At 64.1% G+C, this 19,549-nt stretch carries 21 protein-coding genes; 11 read left to right on the plus strand and 10 right to left on the minus strand.

What is annotated here, in order from left to right:
* Positions 1-150: 150 nt before the first annotated feature.
* The 3 genes from MNR02_RS01285 to rplS form a co-directional block, all read right to left on the minus strand.
* Positions 151-966 (minus strand): amino acid ABC transporter permease, encoded by an 816-nt coding sequence (locus MNR02_RS01285; RefSeq protein ID WP_241601024.1) that lies wholly within the window; start codon positions 964-966, stop codon positions 151-153.
* A gap of 9 nt (positions 967-975) precedes the next feature.
* Positions 976-1,773 (minus strand): basic amino acid ABC transporter substrate-binding protein, encoded by a 798-nt coding sequence (locus MNR02_RS01290; RefSeq protein WP_241947807.1) that lies wholly within the window; start codon positions 1,771-1,773, stop codon positions 976-978.
* 149 nt (positions 1,774-1,922) lie between these two features.
* Positions 1,923-2,459, minus strand: coding sequence for a 50S ribosomal protein L19 (gene rplS / locus MNR02_RS01295; protein ID WP_241947808.1), 537 nt, complete (start codon positions 2,457-2,459; stop codon positions 1,923-1,925).
* A gap of 287 nt (positions 2,460-2,746) precedes the next feature.
* Here rplS and MNR02_RS01300 point away from each other — a divergent pair, with 287 nt between their 5' ends.
* Positions 2,747-3,493 (plus strand): sulfite exporter TauE/SafE family protein, encoded by a 747-nt coding sequence (locus tag MNR02_RS01300; protein WP_241947809.1) that lies wholly within the window; start codon positions 2,747-2,749, stop codon positions 3,491-3,493.
* Here the strand turns inward: MNR02_RS01300 and trmD are convergent.
* The 5 genes from trmD to ffh all read right to left on the minus strand — a co-directional run bounded on the left by trmD (position 3,475) and on the right by ffh (position 7,178).
* Positions 3,475-4,170 (minus strand): tRNA (guanosine(37)-N1)-methyltransferase TrmD, encoded by a 696-nt coding sequence (gene trmD, locus MNR02_RS01305; RefSeq protein WP_241601028.1) that lies wholly within the window; start codon positions 4,168-4,170, stop codon positions 3,475-3,477. The genes MNR02_RS01300 and trmD overlap by 19 nt on opposite strands.
* A gap of 1 nt (position 4,171) precedes the next feature.
* On the minus strand, positions 4,172-4,747 hold the full coding sequence (rimM, locus tag MNR02_RS01310) for a ribosome maturation factor RimM (protein ID WP_241947810.1): 576 nt from the start codon (positions 4,745-4,747) through the stop codon (positions 4,172-4,174).
* 137 nt (positions 4,748-4,884) lie between these two features.
* A complete protein-coding gene (gene rpsP / locus MNR02_RS01315; RefSeq protein ID WP_241601030.1) occupies positions 4,885-5,247 on the minus strand; it encodes a 30S ribosomal protein S16 in 363 nt (120 codons plus the stop codon).
* A 36-nt stretch (positions 5,248-5,283) separates the two neighbouring features.
* Positions 5,284-5,610 (minus strand): chorismate mutase, encoded by a 327-nt coding sequence (locus tag MNR02_RS01320; RefSeq protein ID WP_241601031.1) that lies wholly within the window; start codon positions 5,608-5,610, stop codon positions 5,284-5,286.
* 11 nt (positions 5,611-5,621) lie between these two features.
* Positions 5,622-7,178 (minus strand): signal recognition particle protein, encoded by a 1,557-nt coding sequence (ffh, locus tag MNR02_RS01325; RefSeq protein ID WP_241947811.1) that lies wholly within the window; start codon positions 7,176-7,178, stop codon positions 5,622-5,624.
* A gap of 306 nt (positions 7,179-7,484) precedes the next feature.
* Between ffh and MNR02_RS01330 the strand changes: the two genes are divergently transcribed.
* From MNR02_RS01330 to MNR02_RS01370, 9 genes are all read left to right on the plus strand, one after another.
* Entirely contained in the window at positions 7,485-8,567 is a 1,083-nt protein-coding gene (locus MNR02_RS01330; RefSeq protein ID WP_241947812.1) for an MBL fold metallo-hydrolase, read from the plus strand.
* Positions 8,568-8,645: 78 nt separating this feature from the next.
* Positions 8,646-9,545 carry a diaminopimelate epimerase gene (gene dapF, locus MNR02_RS01335; protein ID WP_241947813.1) on the plus strand — a complete coding sequence of 300 codons (900 nt, stop codon included), beginning with the start codon at positions 8,646-8,648 and terminating at the stop codon, positions 9,543-9,545.
* Positions 9,542-10,819 (plus strand): tRNA (N(6)-L-threonylcarbamoyladenosine(37)-C(2))-methylthiotransferase MtaB, encoded by a 1,278-nt coding sequence (gene mtaB, locus MNR02_RS01340; RefSeq protein ID WP_241947814.1) that lies wholly within the window; start codon positions 9,542-9,544, stop codon positions 10,817-10,819. The genes dapF and mtaB overlap by 4 nt, the downstream gene beginning before the upstream one ends.
* Before the next feature lie 12 nt (positions 10,820-10,831).
* On the plus strand, positions 10,832-12,340 hold the full coding sequence (ftsY, locus tag MNR02_RS01345; RefSeq protein ID WP_241947815.1) for a signal recognition particle-docking protein FtsY: 1,509 nt from the start codon (positions 10,832-10,834) through the stop codon (positions 12,338-12,340).
* Positions 12,337-12,987: a septation protein A gene (locus MNR02_RS01350; protein WP_370879953.1), complete on the plus strand. Its 651-nt coding sequence runs from the start codon at positions 12,337-12,339 to the stop codon at positions 12,985-12,987. The genes ftsY and MNR02_RS01350 overlap by 4 nt, the downstream gene beginning before the upstream one ends.
* A 118-nt stretch (positions 12,988-13,105) precedes the next feature.
* Positions 13,106-14,059, plus strand: a complete 954-nt coding sequence (locus MNR02_RS01355; protein WP_241947816.1) for an ABC transporter substrate-binding protein — start codon at positions 13,106-13,108, stop codon at positions 14,057-14,059.
* A 126-nt stretch (positions 14,060-14,185) separates the two neighbouring features.
* Positions 14,186-15,064 (plus strand): ABC transporter permease, encoded by an 879-nt coding sequence (locus MNR02_RS01360; protein ID WP_241947817.1) that lies wholly within the window; start codon positions 14,186-14,188, stop codon positions 15,062-15,064.
* Positions 15,064-15,858, plus strand: a complete 795-nt coding sequence (locus MNR02_RS01365; RefSeq protein WP_241947818.1) for an ABC transporter ATP-binding protein — start codon at positions 15,064-15,066, stop codon at positions 15,856-15,858. Before MNR02_RS01360 ends, MNR02_RS01365 begins: the two co-directional genes overlap by 1 nt.
* 66 nt (positions 15,859-15,924) lie before the next feature.
* Positions 15,925-16,536 carry a DUF1287 domain-containing protein gene (locus MNR02_RS01370; RefSeq protein WP_241947819.1) on the plus strand — a complete coding sequence of 204 codons (612 nt, stop codon included), beginning with the start codon at positions 15,925-15,927 and terminating at the stop codon, positions 16,534-16,536.
* A gap of 6 nt (positions 16,537-16,542) precedes the next feature.
* Here the strand turns inward: MNR02_RS01370 and MNR02_RS01375 are convergent, their stop codons facing one another.
* Positions 16,543-17,184, minus strand: coding sequence for a LysE family translocator (locus MNR02_RS01375; protein WP_241947820.1), 642 nt, complete (start codon positions 17,182-17,184; stop codon positions 16,543-16,545).
* Between the two features lie 82 nt (positions 17,185-17,266).
* Positions 17,267-18,118, minus strand: a complete 852-nt coding sequence (locus tag MNR02_RS01380; RefSeq protein WP_241947821.1) for an SDR family NAD(P)-dependent oxidoreductase — start codon at positions 18,116-18,118, stop codon at positions 17,267-17,269.
* 185 nt (positions 18,119-18,303) lie between these two features.
* Here MNR02_RS01380 and MNR02_RS01385 point away from each other — a divergent pair, with 185 nt between their 5' ends.
* On the plus strand, positions 18,304-19,527 hold the full coding sequence (locus MNR02_RS01385) for an argininosuccinate synthase (RefSeq protein ID WP_241601043.1): 1,224 nt from the start codon (positions 18,304-18,306) through the stop codon (positions 19,525-19,527).
* The last annotated feature ends 22 nt before the right edge of the window (positions 19,528-19,549 follow it).

The raw sequence follows: 19,549 nt of genomic DNA on the forward strand, positions 1-19,549 counted from the left end.
TGGTGAGCGCCCCGAATACACGCGCAAAGAAGCGTGCCGGCAGGCGCTTGTGGTCCTGCAGCACGACGACATGCTTTTCCGTGCATCCGAATTTGGATTCCATGATCCCGCATATAGCGATTTTTACGGGTTTCGGCAATCCACGAAGAATCATGGATGCAGGCCGCGCCGCAGCCGTCTTTCCAGCCCCCGCAGCGCCAGCGACAGGCCTATGGTGAGGACGAGGTAGACATAGGCGACGATGGAATAGGTCTCGAAGAAGCGGAAGGAGCCGGAGGCATAGACCTTGCCCATCTGTGTGATGTCGGCGACGCCGAGCACCGAGACCAGCGAACTGTCCTTCACCATCGCCACGAAATCGTTGCCGAGCGGCGGCAGGATGACGCGGATCGCCTGCGGAAAGACCACGAGCCGGAAACGCTGGACGCGGGAGAGGCCAAGCGCCTTGGCCGCCTCGATCTGGCCCTTGTCGACGGACTGGATGCCGGCGCGGAAGACTTCGGCGATGAAGGCGGAATAGCCGATCATCAGCGCGATGATCGCGCGCCACATCAGCGAGAGGTCGCGCACCAGCATCGGCTCCATCAAGCCTGCGGAGACAAACGGACTGAGGATGAAATTGATGACCGCGACCAGCGCCGGCGCGCCGACGAAGGCGATGTAGAAGAGCAGCACGAGGACCGGCACGCCCCGGATGACCTCCGTATAGAAGCGCGCAATCTGGCGCAGCACCTTGCTTTCGGAAAGGGCCATCAGGGCGATGCCGAGACCGAGCAGGGTGGCGAGCAGGAAGGCGACGAGGGTGACGAAGATCGTCACCCACAGCCCCTTCAGGACGACGCCGAACACCTGGCTGTAGAGATCGTTCGCGACGATGACGCCGGCAAGCGTGAGCGCGATCAGGGCAAGGGCAACCAGCCACCAGGGGTAGTCACCCTTGTCAGCACCGGGGGAAACGGATGCCATGTCGGCCCGTCACTCACCCATCTTGTAGTCGAGGAACCATTTCTTGTTGAGCGCGTCGAGCGTTCCGTCCGCCTTGAGCGCGGCGATCGCCGCGTTGACGGGCGCGACGAGGTCGGAGCCCTTGGGGAAGATGAAACCGAAATCCTCCGTGCCGAGCGGCTCGCCGACCACCTTGAGCTTGCCACCCGAGGAATCGACATAGCCTTTCGCCGCGACGCTGTCCGTCAGCACCAGATCCACGTCGCCGGCCTGGAGCGCCTGCACCGTGGCGCCAAAGGTTTCGAACAGCTTGATGCGCGGGTTCTGCTCGTTGCCGTCGAGGATTTCGTAGACGGCGGTGTAGAAGGGCGACGTGCCGGGCTGGGCGGCGATCAGGCCATCCTCGAGTGCGGCGAAGGATTTGGCGTCCGTGAAGCGGCTTTCATCGGCGCGCACCAGCATGAACTGCTGCGAGCGCATGTAGGGATCGGAGAAATCGACCTTCTCCTTGCGATCGTCCTTGATGGTGATGCCGGTCATGCCGATGTTGTACTGGTTGTCGGAAACGGCTTGGATCATCGCGTCCCAGGAGGTGTTCTGGTACTCGACCTTGACGTTCAGCCGCTTGGCGATCTCGTTCATCGCGTCATATTCCCAGCCGATCTGCTCACCGGTCTTGGGATCGACGAACTGCAGCGGCGGGTAGGCGTTCTCGGTGACCACGACGACGGTCCTGCCACCGAGATCGGGCAGGTCCGAGGCGAGCGCGGCGGCGGGCATGAGGGCAGCGGCGGCGAGGCCTGCAAGGACGGTGCGGCGGGAAAACATCGAGTTGAACTCCTGGAATTGTGGCGGTGAAACACTGTCACAGGTTCAGGCGGTGAGGCAAGCACGACGCGTGCGCCGCAAGGCGTTTGCGTAAAACAAAAAGCCGCCGGCCAGGGCCGACGGCTTCAATTCTTCCAAGGGCCTGCCGATTATTCGGCGGCGCCTTCGGCAGTCTTTGCTGCTTCTTCAGCAGCGGCCTTCTCGGCGGCTTCGGCTGCGGCCTTTTCAGCGGCAAGCGCCTGAGCGGCTGCGACCTTCTCGGCTTCCAGACGTGCCTTTTCCTCGGCAATGGCCTGGCGCTCGGCGTCGTTCAGCTTGCGGGCGCGGGTGCCGACGTTCTCGACGATACGGGCCGACTTGCCGCGACGATCGCGCAGGTAGTAGAGCTTGGCGCGGCGGACCTTACCGCGGCGGACGACTTCGACGCCTTCGACGAGCGGCGAGTAAACCGGGAATACGCGCTCGACGCCTTCGCCGTAGGAGATCTTGCGGACGGTGAAGCTCTCGTTGATGCCGCCGCCGGAACGGGCGATGCAGACGCCTTCATAGGCCTGAACGCGGGTACGCGTGCCTTCCGTAACGCGTACGTTGACGCGAACGGTGTCACCCGGGGAGAATTCCGGCAGGGTGCGCTTGGCTTCAATCTTGGCGGCCTGTTCGGCCTCGAGCTGCTTGATGATGCTCATCGGTCTAACCTTCGGTTGTTCTGAAACAGCCAGAGCGCTCGACGGTCCCTCGGAGGTCATGCCTCCTTTGGTAGTCCGTTGCCGGACGGAGCGGATTCGCCATTCTTTGATTGCAGGTCGGCGGGATAATCCCAAATCCGAGCGGGCCAATACACCAATCGGGCCGCCTTGTCATCCCTTATGCCGGAAGAATCGGGCTGTGCGGGCGAATTTTCTCGCCTTGCCGGCCCCCGCGTCGACCGCTATCAGCAATCGAGGGGAGGCCTTTTCAGGCCCGTGGGAGTGAGATGACGATCGTCGATGCCGTTTTCCTGTTTGTCGCCGGCTTCCTGTCGGGCGTGGTGAACGCCATTGCCGGCGGCGGCACCTTCCTGACCTTCGGTGCGATGACGCTGACCGGCCTGCCGCCGATCGTGGCCAGCGCCACCTCCGCAATCACGCAGTTTCCCGGCTATGTTACCTCGACGCTCGCCTATGCGCGCGAAATCCGCGCAGACAAGCGCGAAGCCATGGTTCTCGGGGCGCTGTCGCTGGTGGGCGGGCTGATCGGCGCGCTCATCCTTGTGTCGATGTCGAACGCGGCCTTCCGCGTGCTCGTTCCCTGGCTGATCCTCGGCGCGACGCTGGTCTTCGCGGCCGGGCCCTATCTGCGGCCGAAGACGCTTTCGCCGGAAAAGCCGGTCTCGCCGGCCGGGCTTGCGGGCCAGTTCGTGACTTCGATCTATGGCGGGTTCTTCGGCGCGGGCATGGGCATCATGACGCTCGCGGTACTCGGCCTCACCAAGGGCGGCGACTACCATCGGCTGAATGCGCTGAAGAATTTCCTGGCCCTCGTCATCGCCGGCATGGCGATCGTCGTTTTCGCGAGCGGCGATGTGGTGGCCTGGCCGCAGGCCGCGATCATGGTGCCGGCCGGGGCCGTCGGCGGCTATGCCGGCGTCTGGGCGGCGCGGCGCGTGCCGCAGCCGGTCATTCGCGGCCTTGTCGTTGCCGTGGGGCTGGCGCTGACCGTCTATTATTTCGTGATGGGCTGAGCGGCCAGAAGGTCCGGCCGGCGTTCGCGCGTCAGCTTCAAGGCTTCCTCGCCGCGCCATTTCTCGATTGCCGCGTGGTTGCCGGATGTCAATACGGCGGGAATTTCCCGGTCTTCCCAGACCTGCGGGCGGGTGTAATGCGGGTGCTCCAGCAGGCCGCCCTCGAAGCTTTCATGTTCGCCCGATAGCGCATTGCCCATGACGCCGGGCAGGATGCGAACCACTGCATCGAGCAGGATCATGGCCGCCGGCTCGCCGCCGGAGAGGATGTAGTCGCCGATGGAGACTTCCTCCAGCCCGCGCCCGTCGATGACGCGCTGGTCGACGCCCTCGAAGCGGCCGCAGACGATGATGGCGCCGTCGCCGGCTGCAAGTTCGCGCACGCGCTTCTGGGTGAGCGGCCGGCCACGCGGGCTCATCAGCAAGCGGGGGCGCTCGTCGCCTTCGCTGGCATGGTCGATGGCCCGCGCCAGCACGTCGGGCTTCAGCACCATGCCCGCGCCGCCGCCGGCCGGCGTGTCGTCGACGGAGCGGTGGCGGTCGGTGGCGAAGTCACGGATCTGGACGCAATCCAGCGCCCAGTCGCCGCGTGCAAGCGCTTTGCCGGACAGCGACTGGCCGAGCAGGCCCGGAAACATTTCCGGGTAGAGCGTCAGGACGGTGGCGCGGAAAGCCACGTCATTCACCGCCGTCTGAAAGCGGCGGGCGGCGGCGACCTGGTCCGTTTTCCTTCTCGTCGTCAACCAGGCCGGCGGCGACGGGGTCGATGAGCAGTCTTCCGCCCTCGACGTCGATTTCCAGCACGGCGGCTTCGGAGAAGGGAATGAGCACCGGCCGCTTGCCGGGCCCCTTGAGTTCAAGGAGGTCGCCGGCGCCGAAATCGAAGATGCCCGTCACCGTGCCATGGCTGCGACCTTGTTCGTCGACCGCTTCCAGCCCCTCCAGGTCGGCATAGAAGAACTCGTCCTCGTCCAGTTCCTCGTCCGGCAGGTTGTCGCGCTCAATGTAGAGATCGAGACCGTTCAGCGCTTCGGCGGCATTGCGGTCGTTGATGCCGCGGAAGCGCACGACGACCACGTTCTTCGCCTCGCGCACCTCCAGCACCTCGAAGGACCGGCCATCGTCGGTGTGCAGGTGGCCGTAATCGCCGATGGCGGTGGGGTCGATGGTGTAGGATTTCACGCGGACCTCGCCACGCAGGCCCTGCGCGGCGCCGATGCTGCCCATGAGGACGGGATTTTCCAGTTTCACCATGGTTGCTTCCGAGCGTTCGATCGTTCCGGTTTCAGACAAGGGCGGGCGAAGACGCTTTACGACGTTCCGCGCCACGCTCCAAACGAAAACGGGCGGCATGAGACACGCCGCCCGCTTCGAAATGAACGTGCCGTCGATTATTCGGCGGCAGCAGCAGCGGCGTCCTCTTCCTTCTGCTTCTTCTCGGCGGCGCGCTCGACAGCCTTCTTGCCCGGCTTTGCCTTGTTCGGGTTGTTGCGGGTTTCGCGCTTCAGAACGCCAGCGTCGTCCAGGAAGCGGGCAACGCGGTCGGTCGGCTGGGCGCCCTTGGCGATCCATTCCTTGGCGCGGTCGGCGTCGATCTGGACGCGGTTGGCGTCGTCCTTGGGGAGCATCGGGTTCCAGGCGCCGAGGCGGTCGAGGAAGCGGCCGTCACGGGGCGAACGGGCGTCTGCAACGACGATCTGGTAGTACGGACGCTTCTTGGAGCCACCGCGGGCGAGACGAATTTTCAGGGACATGTTTTTCTCCTTCGATGTGGTGACCCTGCGCTTGGTTTACGCAGGGGTATTCTGGTTTGCACCGCTGTGTTCAGCGGCAATGGCTTCATGATGCCGGATCACCTCGCGGATGATGAAGTTCAGGAACTTCTCCGCGAAATCCGGATCCAGATTGGCGTCCTTCGCCAGGCGGCGGAGGCGTTCGATCTGGTATTCTTCGCGCGCCGGATCGGCCGGCGGCAGTTCATGCGTCGCCTTGAGCACGCCCACTGCCTGGGTGCAGCGGAAGCGCTCGGCGAGCATATGCACGAGGGCAGCGTCGATATTGTCGATCGACTGCCGGTACTCGCCCAGCTGTTCGCGGACTTTCGGATCGATGCTCATGCCTCAGCCCCTCACTTCTTCTTCGGCAGGCCGGGCAGGCCCGGAAGGCCGCCGAGACCGGGAAGGCGCCCGCCGCCAAGGCCCGGCAGACCGCCGCCGCCCAGACCCGGCATGCTGCCCGGCTTGATGCCGGCGGCCTCGGCCTGCTTGGCCAGCGCCTCGAGCTGCTTTGGGTCCATCTTCGACAGGTCCGGCATGCCGCCGCCAAGGCCGCCGAGGCCCATCTTGCCGGCCAGGCCGCCCATCATCTGCTTCATCATGCCGCCCTTCTTGCCGCCCATCATCTTCATCATGTCCGCCATCTGGCGATGCATCTTGAGAAGCTTGTTGATGTCGGAGGCATCGGTGCCGGAGCCGGCGGCGATGCGCTTCTTGCGGGAATGCTTGAGAATGTCGGGGTTGGCGCGCTCGGCCTTGGTCATCGAATTGATGATGGCGATCTGGCGGCCGAACAGCTTGTCGTCGAGGCCGGCGGCGGACATCTTGTCCTTCATGCCGGCCATGCCGGGCATCAGCCCCATGATGCCGCCCATGCCGCCCATCTTCTGCATCTGGGCCAGCTGGTCGGCAAGGTCGTTCAGGTCGAACTTGCCCTTGGCCATCTTGGCGGCCATGGCGGCCGCCTTTTCGGCGTCGATATTCTCGGCTGCCTTCTCGACGAGCGAGACGATGTCGCCCATGCCGAGGATGCGATCTGCGACACGGCGGGGGTGGAATTCCTCCAGTTCGCCCATCTTTTCGCCGACGCCGATCAGCTTGATCGGCTTGCCGGTGACGGCGCGCATGGAAAGGGCAGCACCGCCGCGGCCATCGCCGTCCATGCGGGTCAGCACGAGGCCGGTAATGCCGACGCGTTCGTCGAAATTGCGGGCGAGGTTGACGGCATCCTGACCGGTCAGCGCATCGGCGACGAGCAGGATTTCATGCGGATTGGACTTCCGCTTGATCTCCGCCATCTCGATCATCAGCGGCTCGTCGATATGGGTGCGGCCAGCGGTGTCGAGGATGACGACGTCATGGCCGCCGAGCTTGGCGGCCTGCACGGCACGCGCGGCGATATCGGTGGGCGACTGGCCGGCAATGATCGGCAGCGTATCGATGCCGGTCTGGACGCCGAGCTGGCGAAGCTGCTCCTGCGCGGCCGGGCGGCGCGTATCGAGCGAGGCCATCAAGACCTTCTTTTTGTCGCGCGTGGTCAGCCGGTTGGCGATCTTGCCCGATGTGGTGGTCTTGCCCGAGCCCTGGAGGCCGACCATCATGATGACGACGGGAGCGGCCGCATTGAGATCGATCGACACGCCCTCGGAGCCGAGCATCGACACAAGCTCGTCATGCACGAGCTTGACGACCATCTGGCCGGGCTTGATCGACTTCAGGATTTCCGCGCCGACGGCCTTCTCGCGCACCGCATCGGTGAAGGAGCGCACCACTTCCAGCGCCACGTCCGCTTCCAGAAGCGCACGGCGGACCTCGCGCAGTGCCGCCGAGACATCGGCCTCGGAAAGCGCGCCACGGCCTGTCAGTCCATTCAGAATGGAGCCAAGGCGGTCCTGGAGTGTTTCAAACATCACGTCTTCCTTCTTGTTTCCAGTTGTGCCGGAAACGTCGGTGCTATCGGCGACGAAAACAAGACGCAAAGCCAAAAAGCACCCGAGGGCGCATCGCGCTGTCGGGTGTTGACCTCCGGGATCTCTTTATACCTTCGCGGGTCCCGGTCGGCGGCTTCAAGCATTCTCACTTGTCGCTGATGGCGCGGCTTTAACCTCATCGGGGCTGGAAAGTCAAGGACATCGCCAAATCCGGCTCGTCGTCACATTTGCGAGAGCCCGCGCCGGGCCGTTGCGACAAAAGGCGCGCGCACCTATCTTCTGGCGATGAATCGTCGCAAATTTCTCAAATGGTCCGGTATAGGCGCTCTCGCGATGCCTTCGGGCGGCGCAGTTGCGGGCACGGGCCGGGGGGCGAACCGTTATTATGACGGCCCCGTCAGCGACCATTTCGACGGAACGCGCTTCTTCAATCCCGATGGCGAGGAGCCGAACAATTTTGTCGAGCTGCTGCGCTGGCAATTCGGTGGCGGACGCGTGGCTTGGCCGACCGACTGGCCGAGCCCTTTTCCACCGGCCGTGCCGGAGGCGCGCGTGGCGGACGATCGCCTTGTCGTGACCATGGTGGGCCATGCCACCCTTCTGATCCAGACCGCTGGCCTCAACATCCTGACCGACCCCGTCTGGAGCGACCGGGCGAGCCCCTTGCCCTTTGCCGGGCCCAAGCGCGTCAATCCGCCGGGCATCCGGCTCGACGACCTGCCGAAGATCGACATCGTGCTCGTCACGCACAACCACTACGACCATCTCGACCTCGCAACGCTGAAAACGCTGGCCAGGCGGGACGATTGCCTGATCTTCACGCCGCTCGGCAATGACAGGATCATCGGACCGGTCGCTGGCAAGGGGCGCGTCACGACCATGGATTGGGGCGGCAGTACGCCCTTGACGGCCGATGTGACGCTCCATTGCGAACCGTGCCACCACTGGTCGGCGCGCGGGCTGGCCGATCGCCGCATGGCGCTGTGGTCGGCTTTCCTTATCGAGACTCCGGGCGGAAAGATCTACCATATCGGCGATACCGGCTTTCACCGGGGCATCAACTACCGGGCGATCCGGGAAAAGCATGGGCCGATCCGTCTCGCCAACCTGCCTTTCGGCGCCTATGAGCCGCGCTGGTTCATGCGCCCGCAGCACCAGAATCCCGACGAGGCCGTGCAGGGCATGGTGGCGAGCGGTGCCGCCTTTGTCGCCGGACATCATTGGGGCACGTTCCGGCTGACCAACGAGGGCGTGGACGAGCCCTTGGCGGCGTTGGAAACCGCGCTGGACGCCGCCGGCATCGGGCGCGAGCGTTTTCGCGCCATGAGGCCCGGCGAGGTGTTCGAGGTTCCTCGTTCCGCGGCCTGAGCAAAGTACTGGAAATCCGCGGGCTTTTCCGCCATATACGGCCCAACGGGCCGCCTTTGGCCCAATCGGGCAGGCGCAATGACAAAGACGGTCGAATTCGCGAGAATGAACGGGCTGGGAAACATGATCCTGGTCGTGGACATGCGCGGGCGTCCGGATGCCGTCACGCCGGCGGCGGCGATTGCGCTCAATGCCGATCCCGCCACGCGCTTCGACCAGATCATGGCGATCCACGATCCGAAGGTCGATGGCACGGACGCTTTCATCGAGATCCTGAATTGCGACGGCACGCGGGCGCAGGCCTGCGGCAACGGCACACGTTGCGTGGTGCAGGCGCTGGCCGCAGAGACGGACAAGAAGGCATTTACCTTCCAAACCGTCGCCGGCATCCTGAACGCCGTCGAGCACGAGGACGGCACGATTTCCGTCGATATGGGCAAGCCGGTCTTCGAATGGGACCGCATTCCGCTTGCCGAGGAATTCTACGACACGAGCCGGATCGAGTTGCAGATCGGACCGATCGACGATCCCGTGCTGCATTCGCCGTCGGTCATGTCGATGGGCAACCCGCATGCGATCTTCTGGGTCGACCGCGATCCGATGACCTTCGATCTCGACCGTTTCGGCCCGCTGCTCGAAAACCATCCGATGTTTCCGGAAAAGGCCAATATCACGCTGGCGCAGGTGACGTCGCCGACCTCAATGACGACGCGCACCTGGGAGCGCGGCGCAGGGCTGACGCTCGCCTGCGGATCGGCTGCCTGCTCGGCGGGCGTTTCCGGCGCGCGCACCGGCCGCACGGGCCGCAAGGTGGAGATCACCGTCGCCAGCAGCCCCAACCGCGGCAGGCTCACCATCGAATGGCGCGAGGACGATCACGTCGTCATGACAGGGCCGGCCGAATGGGAGTGGTCCGGCACGCTCGATCCCGCAACCGGCGCCTTCCGCCGGGATGACGCCGAGGCGGCCGCCCTTTGAGCGGGGTCGAGGTCATAACCTTCGGCTGTCGGCTCAACACCTACGAATCGGAAGTGATGCGTGCGGAAGCCGAGAAGGCGGGGCTGAACAATGCCGTGCTGGTGAACACCTGTGCGGTGACCGGCGAGGCCGTGCGCCAGGCGCGACAGGCAATCCGCCGCGCGCGCCGCGACAATCCGCATGCCCGCATCATCGTGACCGGCTGCGCCGCACAGACCGAAAGTGCCGCTTTCGCCGGCATGCCGGAAGTGGACGCCGTACTCGGCAACGAGGAAAAGCTGAAAAGCGCCTCCTATCGCCGTTTGCCGGATTTCGGCGTCTCGGCCGAAGAGAAACTGCGCGTCAACGACATCATGAGCGTGCGGGAAACCGCGCCGCAGATGGTGAAGCTCATCGACGGCCATGTGCGCGCTTTCGTGCAGGTGCAGAACGGCTGCGACCACCGCTGCACCTTCTGCATCATCCCGTATGGTCGTGGCAATTCCCGCTCGGTGCCGATGGGCGCGGTGGTGGAGCAGGCGCGCAAACTCGTCGAGAGCGGTTACTGCGAGATCGTACTGACCGGCGTGGACGCCACCAGCTACGGCGCCGACCTGCCCGGAAAACCGAGCCTCGGGCAGCTTGCCAACACCCTTTTGAAGCAGGTGCCGGAGATCAGGCGCCTGCGGCTTTCCTCCATCGACAGCATCGAGGCGGACGATCATCTCTGGGACCTGATTGCCGACGAGCCGCGCTTCATGCCGCATCTGCATCTGTCCTTGCAGCATGGCGACGACATGATCCTCAAGCGCATGAAGCGCCGCCATTCGGCCGCCGATGCACGTGCCTTCTGCGGTCGCGTGCGCGATCTCCGCCCGCAGGCGAGCTTCGGGGCCGACATGATCGCCGGTTTCCCGACGGAGACGGAGGAGATGTTCGCCAATGCCGGGCGGCTCGCGGAAGATTGCGGCATCGCGCATCTGCATGTCTTTCCCTACAGTCCGCGCCCGGGAACGCCGGCCGCGCGCATGCCGCAGCTCGACCGGACGCTGGTCAAGGAGCGTGCGGGGCGTCTGCGCGAGACTGGAAAACGGCTCGCCGAGGCCCATCTCGTCTCCATGATAGGGAGAGAGGAAATGATCCTCGTCGAGAACAACGGCCTTGCCCACACGGAAAACTTCACGCTGGTCGATGCCGCGGGTCTCAAACCGCGCGACCTTGTGCCGGTGACGATCACCGGCCACAATGGAAAGCACCTGACCATGCGGCCCGTAACCGCCTTCTCGCATAACTAGCGGACACCTTTCATGGCCCTCGGCTTCATCAAGAAGATTTTCACCTTCGGAAAAGACAACGCTCCCGAGCAGAAGTCGGAGGCGGAGGTTCCCGTCGTCGTGCCCGATGATGACGCGGTAGCGCCCGCCCTGGTGGCGGAAGAGCCTGTCGAGATCGTAGAGCGCGACGCGCTGCTCGACGAAGCGGAGGCCGCCAATCCGGAAGCCGGCAGCCACGTTCCCGACGAGCCGGAGCCGGATATCTATCCCCTGCCGCATGCACCCAACCTGCCGGTCGCGAAAGACCCGGTGGCGCCGGCCGAGATGGAAACGGCGGGCGGACCTTCTGATGACGGCCCGGACGTGGTGGCGGAAGACGCGATCGTCGAGGCGGAACCGGAAGCGCCGGCCGAAGACATTGACGTTGTGGAAGAGCCCGTTGCTGTTACCGAAGATGTCATCGAGCCGGAAGAAAGCGTTGCACCCGCCGAAGAGCAGGAGGTGCCCGCAACAGACGATGCCGTTCTCGACGAGGCCGTTACCGTCGAGCCGAAGGCGCTGCCCAAGGGTTTTGCCACGGCGGAAAGCAAACCCGTCGTCGAGGTCGCGGCACCGGAGCCGAAGCGCACCTGGTTCCAGCGTCTGCGCGACGGGCTTTCGCGCACCTCCTCGCAGCTCACGGGGCAGATCACCAGCCTCTTCACCAAGCGCAAGCTTGACGATGACACGCTGCAGGATCTGGAGGATCTGCTGATCCAGGCCGATCTCGGCGTGGAGACTGCGCTGCGCATCACCGATACGCTGGCATCCGAACGCTACGGCAAGGACGTGACCGGCGCCGATGTCTCGCGCATCATGGCAAGCGAGATCACAAAGGTGCTATCGCCGGTCGCAAGGCCACTGGAACTCGACCTCAATCACAAGCCCCACGTCATTCTTGTCGTCGGCGTCAATGGAACGGGCAAGACCACGACGATCGGTAAGCTCGCCGCCAAACTCTCCGGCGCCGGCCTCAAGGTGATGATGGCGGCGGGCGACACGTTCCGCGCGGCGGCCATCGAGCAGCTGAAGATCTGGGCCGAACGCACCGGCTCGCAAATCGTCTCGTCCAAGCTTGGCGCGGATGCAGCGGGCCTTGCCTACGAAGCCTATGAGCGGGCGAAGGAAAGCAAGAGCGACGTGCTGATCATCGACACGGCCGGCCGCCTCCAGAACAAGACGGAGCTGATGGCGGAACTGGAAAAGATCGTGCGCGTGCTCGGCAAGCTCGATCCGGACGCGCCGCACACCGTGCTCCAGACGCTCGATGCCACGACCGGCCAGAACGCCATGAACCAGGTCGAGATTTTCCGCAACGTCGCGGGCGTTTCGGGCCTGATCATGACAAAATTGGACGGTACGGCCCGTGGCGGCATTCTTGTGGCCATTGCCGCCAAGCAAAAGCTGCCGGTCTATTTCATCGGCGTCGGCGAAGGGATCGACGATCTCGAACCCTTCGAGGCCAAGGATTTCGCGGAAGCGATTGCAGGAGTACAGGCATGAGCAAGGCAACGATGGACGCCCCGGCCAAGACCGAGGAGAAGGTCAGCCCGCTCCTCAAGATGGTGCTGGAACTCGGCCCGCTCGTCGTGTTCTTCTTCGCCAATTCGCGCGGCGAATGGCTGGCCTCGCACTTTCCCGTGCTGGCCGAAATGGGTGGCCCGATCTTCATTGCCACGGGGCTTTTCATGGCCGCGACGGCAATAGCGCTCATCGTTTCCTGGGTGCTGACGCGCACGCTGCCGATGATGCCGCTGATCTCGGGCATCGTGGTCTTCGTCTTCGGCGCGCTGACGCTATGGCTACAGAACGACACGTTCATCAAGATGAAGCCCACGATCGTCAACACGCTGTTCGGCGCCATCCTGCTCGGCGGATTGCTGTTCGGCAAGTCGCTGCTCGGCTACGTCTTCCATGCCGCCTTCAAGCTCACCGACGAGGGCTGGCGCAAGCTGACGCTGCGCTGGGGTCTGTTCTTTCTGTTCCTCGCGGTTCTCAACGAGGTGGTGTGGCGTTCGTTCTCGACCGATTTCTGGGTGGCGTTCAAGGTCTGGGGCACCATGCCCATCACCATCGTCTTCACGCTGGCCCAGATGCCGCTGATCATGCGCTATTCCGTCGATCAGGCGGAAGAGGGCAAGGCGTCCTGAGGTTTTGCGACGGTCCGCCGATTCCATCAGAAAATGTGATTGAACGACCGAAGTCTGACAATTGATCTGGCTGCGCGATTTGCCTAGAAAGGCCAGAATTATTCAAGGGAGAGACTTCATGCGCCATCTTCTGCTTGCCTGTGCGGCAACGCTTGCACTTTCGCTGCCCGCAAAGGCCGAAAACGTCACCGTTGCCGTGACGGCCATCGTCGAACACCCGGCACTGGATGCGGTGCGTGACGGCGTGAAGGAAACGCTGGAAGCGGCAGGCTACAAGGACGGCGAGAACCTCAAGTTCCTCTACGAGTCCGCACAGGGCAACCCCGCGACGGCCGCGCAGATCGCCCGCCAGTTCGTCGGCGAGGACCCGACGGTCATCGTCCCGATTTCCACGCCATCAGCCCAAGCCGTCGTTTCCGCGACGAAGGATATCCCTGTCGTCTTCACGGCCGTGTCCGATCCGCTCGGCGCACAGCTCGTCACCGACATGGACAAGCCGGGCGGCAACGTGACGGGCCTGTCCGACATGTCGCCGGTCGCCGAACATCTCGCGCTCATCAAGGAAATCCTGCCGGAAGCGAAGACCATCGGCTACCTCTACAATTCGGGTGAAGCGAACTCGGTTTCGCTGCTTGCCGTGTTGAAGGCCGAAGCCGAAAAGGCCGGTCTGACGGTCGTCGAATCCGCCGCCACCAAGTCCGCCGAAGTGCAGGGCGCCGCCCGCGCGCTCGTCGGGCGTGCCGATGCCATCTACATCCCGACGGACAACACGATCATCTCCGCGCTTGAAGGTGCGGTCGCGGTTGCCGAGGAAGCCAAGCTGCCGCTCTTCACCGCCGACACGGATTCCGTTTCGCGCGGCGCCATCGCGGCACTCGGCTTCAACTACAAGGACGTGGGCAAGCAGACGGGCGACATCGTCGTGCGCATCCTTAAGGGCGAGAAGCCGGGCGATATCGCCGTGAAGGTTGCCGCCGGCACGGACCTCGTCGTCAACAAGGGCGCGGCGACCAAGATGGGCGTCACGCTTCCCGAAGCCGTCGTCGGCCGCGCGACCCGTGTGATCGACTAAACGCGGGATTTCCGCGCATTGCCAATCGGAATCAACCGCTGCCGGATCGCCCGGCAGCGGTTGATCTGTTAAGAGGACCTGACCCGCATATGTGCGGGAGGGTGACCTGAGAGAAAGCCGAGAACCGTGAGCCTGATTGCCTTCTGGGGTGCCGTCGAACTGGGGCTGGTCTATGCCTTCGTCGCCATCGGTGTTTACCTTGCCTTCCGCGTGCTGGATTTTCCCGATCTGACGGTGGACGGATCCTTTCCGCTCGGCGCGGCCGTTGCCGCCGTCCTGATCATCGCGGGTGTCAATCCGTGGCTGGCGGCGGCAGTTGCCATGGTGGCGGGTGCTCTCGCCGGACTGGTGACGGCCGTGCTGAACGTGCGCTTCCGCATTCTCAACCTGCTCGCCTCGATCCTGACGATGATCGCGCTCTTCTCCGTCAACCTGCGTGTGATGGGCAAGCCGAATGTGGCACTGATCAATGCCGATACGATGATCAGCCCGTTCTTCGGCCATGGCCTGCGGGATTTCTACGTTCGCCCGCTTTTCGTCGGCGTTCTCGTCGTCATCGCAGTCATCGTGGTCTGGCGCTTTCTTGAAAGCGATGCCGGCCTTTCAATGCGTGCCACCGGCGCCAATGCCCGTATGGCGCGCGCGCAGGGCGTCAACACCAACAAGCAGATCTATCTCGGGATTGCGCTTTCCAACGCGCTCGTTGCGCTCGGCGGCGCGCTGTTTGCGCAGACCAACGGTTTTGCCGACGTGACGTCGGGCGTGGGCACCATCGTCGTCGGCCTTGCCGCCGTCATCATCGGCGAGACGCTGTTTGGCGCGCGCGGCATCCTGATCGCGCTGATCGGCTGCGTCGTCGGCTCGATCCTCTACCGCATCGCCATCCAGCTCGCGCTGTCGTCCGATATTCTCGGCCTCCAGGCCTCGGACCTCAACTTCGTGACGGCGTTGCTCGTCACCGTGGCGCTCGTGCTGCCGCGCCTTCGTCGCGGGGGAGCCGCCTGATGATTTCCGTTTCCGATATCAAGGTTACCTTCGGCAAGGGCACGCCGCTGCAGAAGCAGGCGCTGAACGGCGTGAGCCTCACCATCGAGGAGGGGCAGTTCGTCACGGTCATCGGGTCCAACGGCGCCGGCAAGTCGACGCTGCTCGGCGTTCTCGCCGGCGACGTGATCGCTACCGAGGGCAAGGTAACGATCGGCACGACCGATGTCACGCGGCAGGGCACGGCTGCCCGTGCAGGGCGCGTGGCGCGCGTTTTTCAGGATCCGCTGACGGGAAGCTGCGGGGCGCTGTCGATCGAGGAGAACCTGGCGCTCGCCGCCCGCCGCGGCGAACGGCGCGGACTTGCCTCGGCGCTTGGCCCGCAGCGGCGCGCGCTCTTCCGCGACCGGATCGCCGAGCTCAATCTGGGGCTCGAGAACCGCATGCGCGACCGCATGGATCTGCTCTCCGGCGGCCAGCGTCAGGCGGTCTCGCTCGTCATGGCCACGCTTGCCGGTTCCGACGTGCTGCTGCTCGACGAACATACGGCGGCGCTCGATCCGGGCATGGCCGAGTTCATCATGACCCTCACGCAGAAGATCGTCTCCGAGCGCAAGCTGACGACGCTGATGGTGACGCATTCGATGCGCCAGGCGCTCGATTACGGCCACCGCACCGTGATGCTGCATGGTGGCGAGATCGTGCTGGATGTTGCCGGCGACAGCCGCAAGACGCTGCAGGTCGAGGATCTCATCGCGATGTTCCGCAAGATGCGCGGCCAGACGCTGGATGACGACGCCCTGCTGATCGGCTGAGGCGTGTCACCAAAGCGCCCGAATCCGTCTGCAGCGTCGCGCGGTCGGAATTCGGGGGTATCCATATTGTTTCGTCGTGATTTTCTTGTCGGTGGCCTGTCGTCAGGTCTGGTTCTAGCGGCGGCGACGGCGTTGCGCGCGCAGCAGCCCGTCGATGACGCCGCCGCAAAGCTCGTGACCGCCGCGCGGCGGCAGGTCGGTGTTACGCGCACCTATGATGCCGCTTATACGAAGCTCGGCTATCCCGGCGGCGATGTGCCGCGCGAGCGCGGCGTGTGCACGGATGTCATCATCAGGGCCTATCGCGATGCTCTCGATGTCGACCTCCAGGTGCTGGTGCACGAGGACATGCGGCGCGCCTTTTCGGCCTATCCCGCTCTGTGGGGTCTGAGCCGGACCGATCGCAATATCGACCATCGGCGAGTGCCCAACCTGCAAGCCTTCTTCCGGCGGGCGGATGCGACCCTGCCCATAAGCAATAACGCTGCCGATTACCGTCCGGGCGACATCGTTTCGCAAATGTTGCCCGGCAACCTTCCGCATATCGGCATCGTCGCGGATGAGCGCACGCCCGACAGAAGCCGGCCGCTGGTTGTGCACAATATCGGCGCCGGCGCCCGGATGGAGGACGTGCTGTTTGCCTATCCCATCACTGGCCACTACCGCTACAAGGTGTGATCTGTCCTACCGGGACTGCGTGAGGAAGATCTTCATCGCGAAGACCGAGAAGACGCCGGCGAAGGTGTAGTCGATACCGCGCAGCACCTTCGGGTTTTGCTGAAGCCAGGCGGCCAGCTTGTCTGCGGCCAGCACGACGATGGCGTTGACCGGCATGCCGATGAGAATGAAGAAAATGCCGAAGAAGATGAGCTTGCCGGTCACGTGCGGATCGCTCGCCGAGACGAACTGCGGCAGGAAGGTCATGAAGAAGATGATGACCTTCGGGTTGAGCAGGTTCACCCAGAAGCCGGTCGAGATGTTGGCGAATGCGCTGCCGCGCGGGCCGGTCGAGGCCTTCACGGTGAAGTTCGAACCGTAGCGGATGGCCTGGACGGCGAGCCACAGCAGGTAGGCGGCGCCGCCGGTCTTGAGGATCATGAAGGCGGTCGGCGAGGCGGTGATGAGGGCCGCGATGCCGAACGCGACGAGCAGCGTGTGCACGCAGATGCCGAGCCCGGTGCCCAGCACGACGAACAATGCGGCCCCGCGGCCCTGCGACAGCGCCCGGCTGATCGACAATGTCATGTCAGGGCCTGGGGTGGCGGCGAGCAGAAGGCTTGCGGCAGAGAAGGCGAGCAGTGTCGGGAACGTGGGCAGGAAGTCCATGGCAAGGGTCTCGAAAGCCGGAAAGTTCGAAAACTCTTATCCGGCTTTCTGCCGATTACCAATCAAAGCTTGTTATGGCCCGTTACGTCTCTTCCACGAAGGCGCGAAATTTCTCCGCATAATCCGGGTGCCAGCGTGACAGCGGGGGGCGGTTTTCGATGACGTCGCCGATCGCCCAAGCCATGCGGCGCTCGTCCAGTGCACGCGACACGTCGTTATCAGGGCACAGGATGTAGAAATCGCCGCGTTCGAGGCTCTCGATCATGAAATCGACAGTCTCGGCCGGTGTCCAGGCGGCATCCGGCTTTTCCGTGCGCTCGCCTTTGGTGAGCGCGGTATAGACGAAACCGGGGATGAGGAGGTGGGCGGAAAGTTTTGCACCCTCCGTGTTGCGCAGCTCATGCTGGAGCGCCTCGGTGAAGACCTTCACGCCGGATTTGGAGACATTATACGCCGGATTGCCGGGCGGCGTGGTGATGCCCTGCTTGGAGCCGGTGTTGATGATGAGCCCCGGCTCGCCATGGGCCAGCATGTTAGGCCCGAAGACCTGCGTGCCGTGGATGACGCCCATGAGGTTGACGGCGAGGATGTGGTCCCAGTTTGCCTCGGCGCTGAAGATCGAGGTGTCCGGCTGGATGCCGGCATTGTTCATGAGCACGTGAACGCGGGCGAAACGCTGCTGGACGGCGCGCTCCAGCGCCTCTAGCTCGTGACGATGGGCGACGTCGGTTTCCACCGCCATGATGTTGGCTTCGCCGGCGATGGCTTCGAGTTCGGCGCGCGCTTCGGCGAGCTGGTCGGTATTGCGGTCGGCGATGGTCACGAACATGCCGGCCTCGGCAAAGCGCCGCGCGGCGGCAAGGCCGATACCGGATGCGCCGCCGGTGATGACGGCGACATTGCCTTTCTTGATGATGTCCTTGAGGTCGGTCATGGGTTCATCCCCTTCCATGGTCCAGTCCTGCGCAATATGGGGTCGCCTGCGGCGGCGTCAAACCCCGCTTGCGGCAGGATGCAGCGGGCACCGCCCTTGCGTCACGCGCCAATCTCGCTAAAAGTGCCGCGACACCGGGCCTTGCGGGCTTGCCGCGACCCTTTCATGCAACGGACCTCATCATCATGGCATCACATAAAGACGTAAAGAAAGTCGTGCTGGCCTATTCCGGCGGCCTCGATACCTCGATCATCCTGAAGTGGCTTCAAACCGAACTCAACGCGGAAGTCGTGACGTTCACGGCCGACCTCGGCCAGGGCGAAGAGCTGGAGCCGGCGCGCAAGAAGGCCGAGATGCTCGGCATCAAGGAGATCTTCATCGAGGACGTGCGCGAGGAATTCGTGCGCGATTTCGTCTTCCCGATGTTCCGTGCCAATGCTGTCTATGAAGGCGTCTACCTGCTCGGCACGTCGATCGCCCGCCCGCTGATCTCCAAGCACCTCATCGAGATCGCCGCCAGGACCGGCGCCGACGCCATCGCGCATGGCGCCACCGGCAAGGGCAACGACCAGGTCCGTTTCGAGCTTTCGGCCTATGCGCTGAACCCCGACATCAAGATCATCGCCCCCTGGCGCGACTGGTCGTTCAAGAGCCGCACGCACCTGCTCGAATTCGCCGAGCAGCACCAGATTCCGGTCGCCAAGGACAAGAAGGGCGAAGCGCCGTTCTCGGTGGACGCCAACCTGCTGCACTCCTCTTCCGAGGGCAAGGTTCTGGAAGATCCGGCCATCGAAGCCCCCGAATATGTGCATATGCGCACCATCTCGCCGGAAGCCGCACCCGACAAGGCGACCATCATCAAGGTCGGCTTCGAGCGCGGAGACGCCGTATCGATCAACGGCGTGCGCATGTCGCCTGCGACGCTGCTTGCGGCGCTCAACACCTATGGCCGCGACAACGGCATCGGCCGTCTCGACCTCGTGGAGAACCGCTTCGTCGGCATGAAGTCGCGCGGCGTTTACGAAACGCCCGGCGGCACGATCCTGCTTGCCGCGCACCGCGCCATCGAATCGATCACGCTCGACCGCGGCGCCGCGCATCTCAAGGACGAGATCATGCCGCGCTATGCGGAGCTGATCTATTACGGCTTCTGGTTCTCGCCGGAGCGTGAGATGCTGCAGGCCCTGATCGACAAGAGCCAGACCCATGTCGAGGGCGAAGTGACGCTGAAGCTCTACAAGGGCAATGTCATGGTTATCGGCCGTGAATCGGACAAGTCGCTCTATTCCGACAAGCTGGTCACCTTCGAGGACGACCAGGGCGCCTATGACCAGAAGGACGCCGCAGGCTTCATCAAGCTGAACGCGTTGCGCCTGCGCACGCTGGCCGCCCGCAACAAGCGCGGCTGATCTCAAGGCATCGCAGACATGG

This window comes from Shinella sp. H4-D48, assembly GCF_022637395.1.
Classification (GTDB): domain Bacteria; phylum Pseudomonadota; class Alphaproteobacteria; order Rhizobiales; family Rhizobiaceae; genus Shinella; species Shinella sedimenti.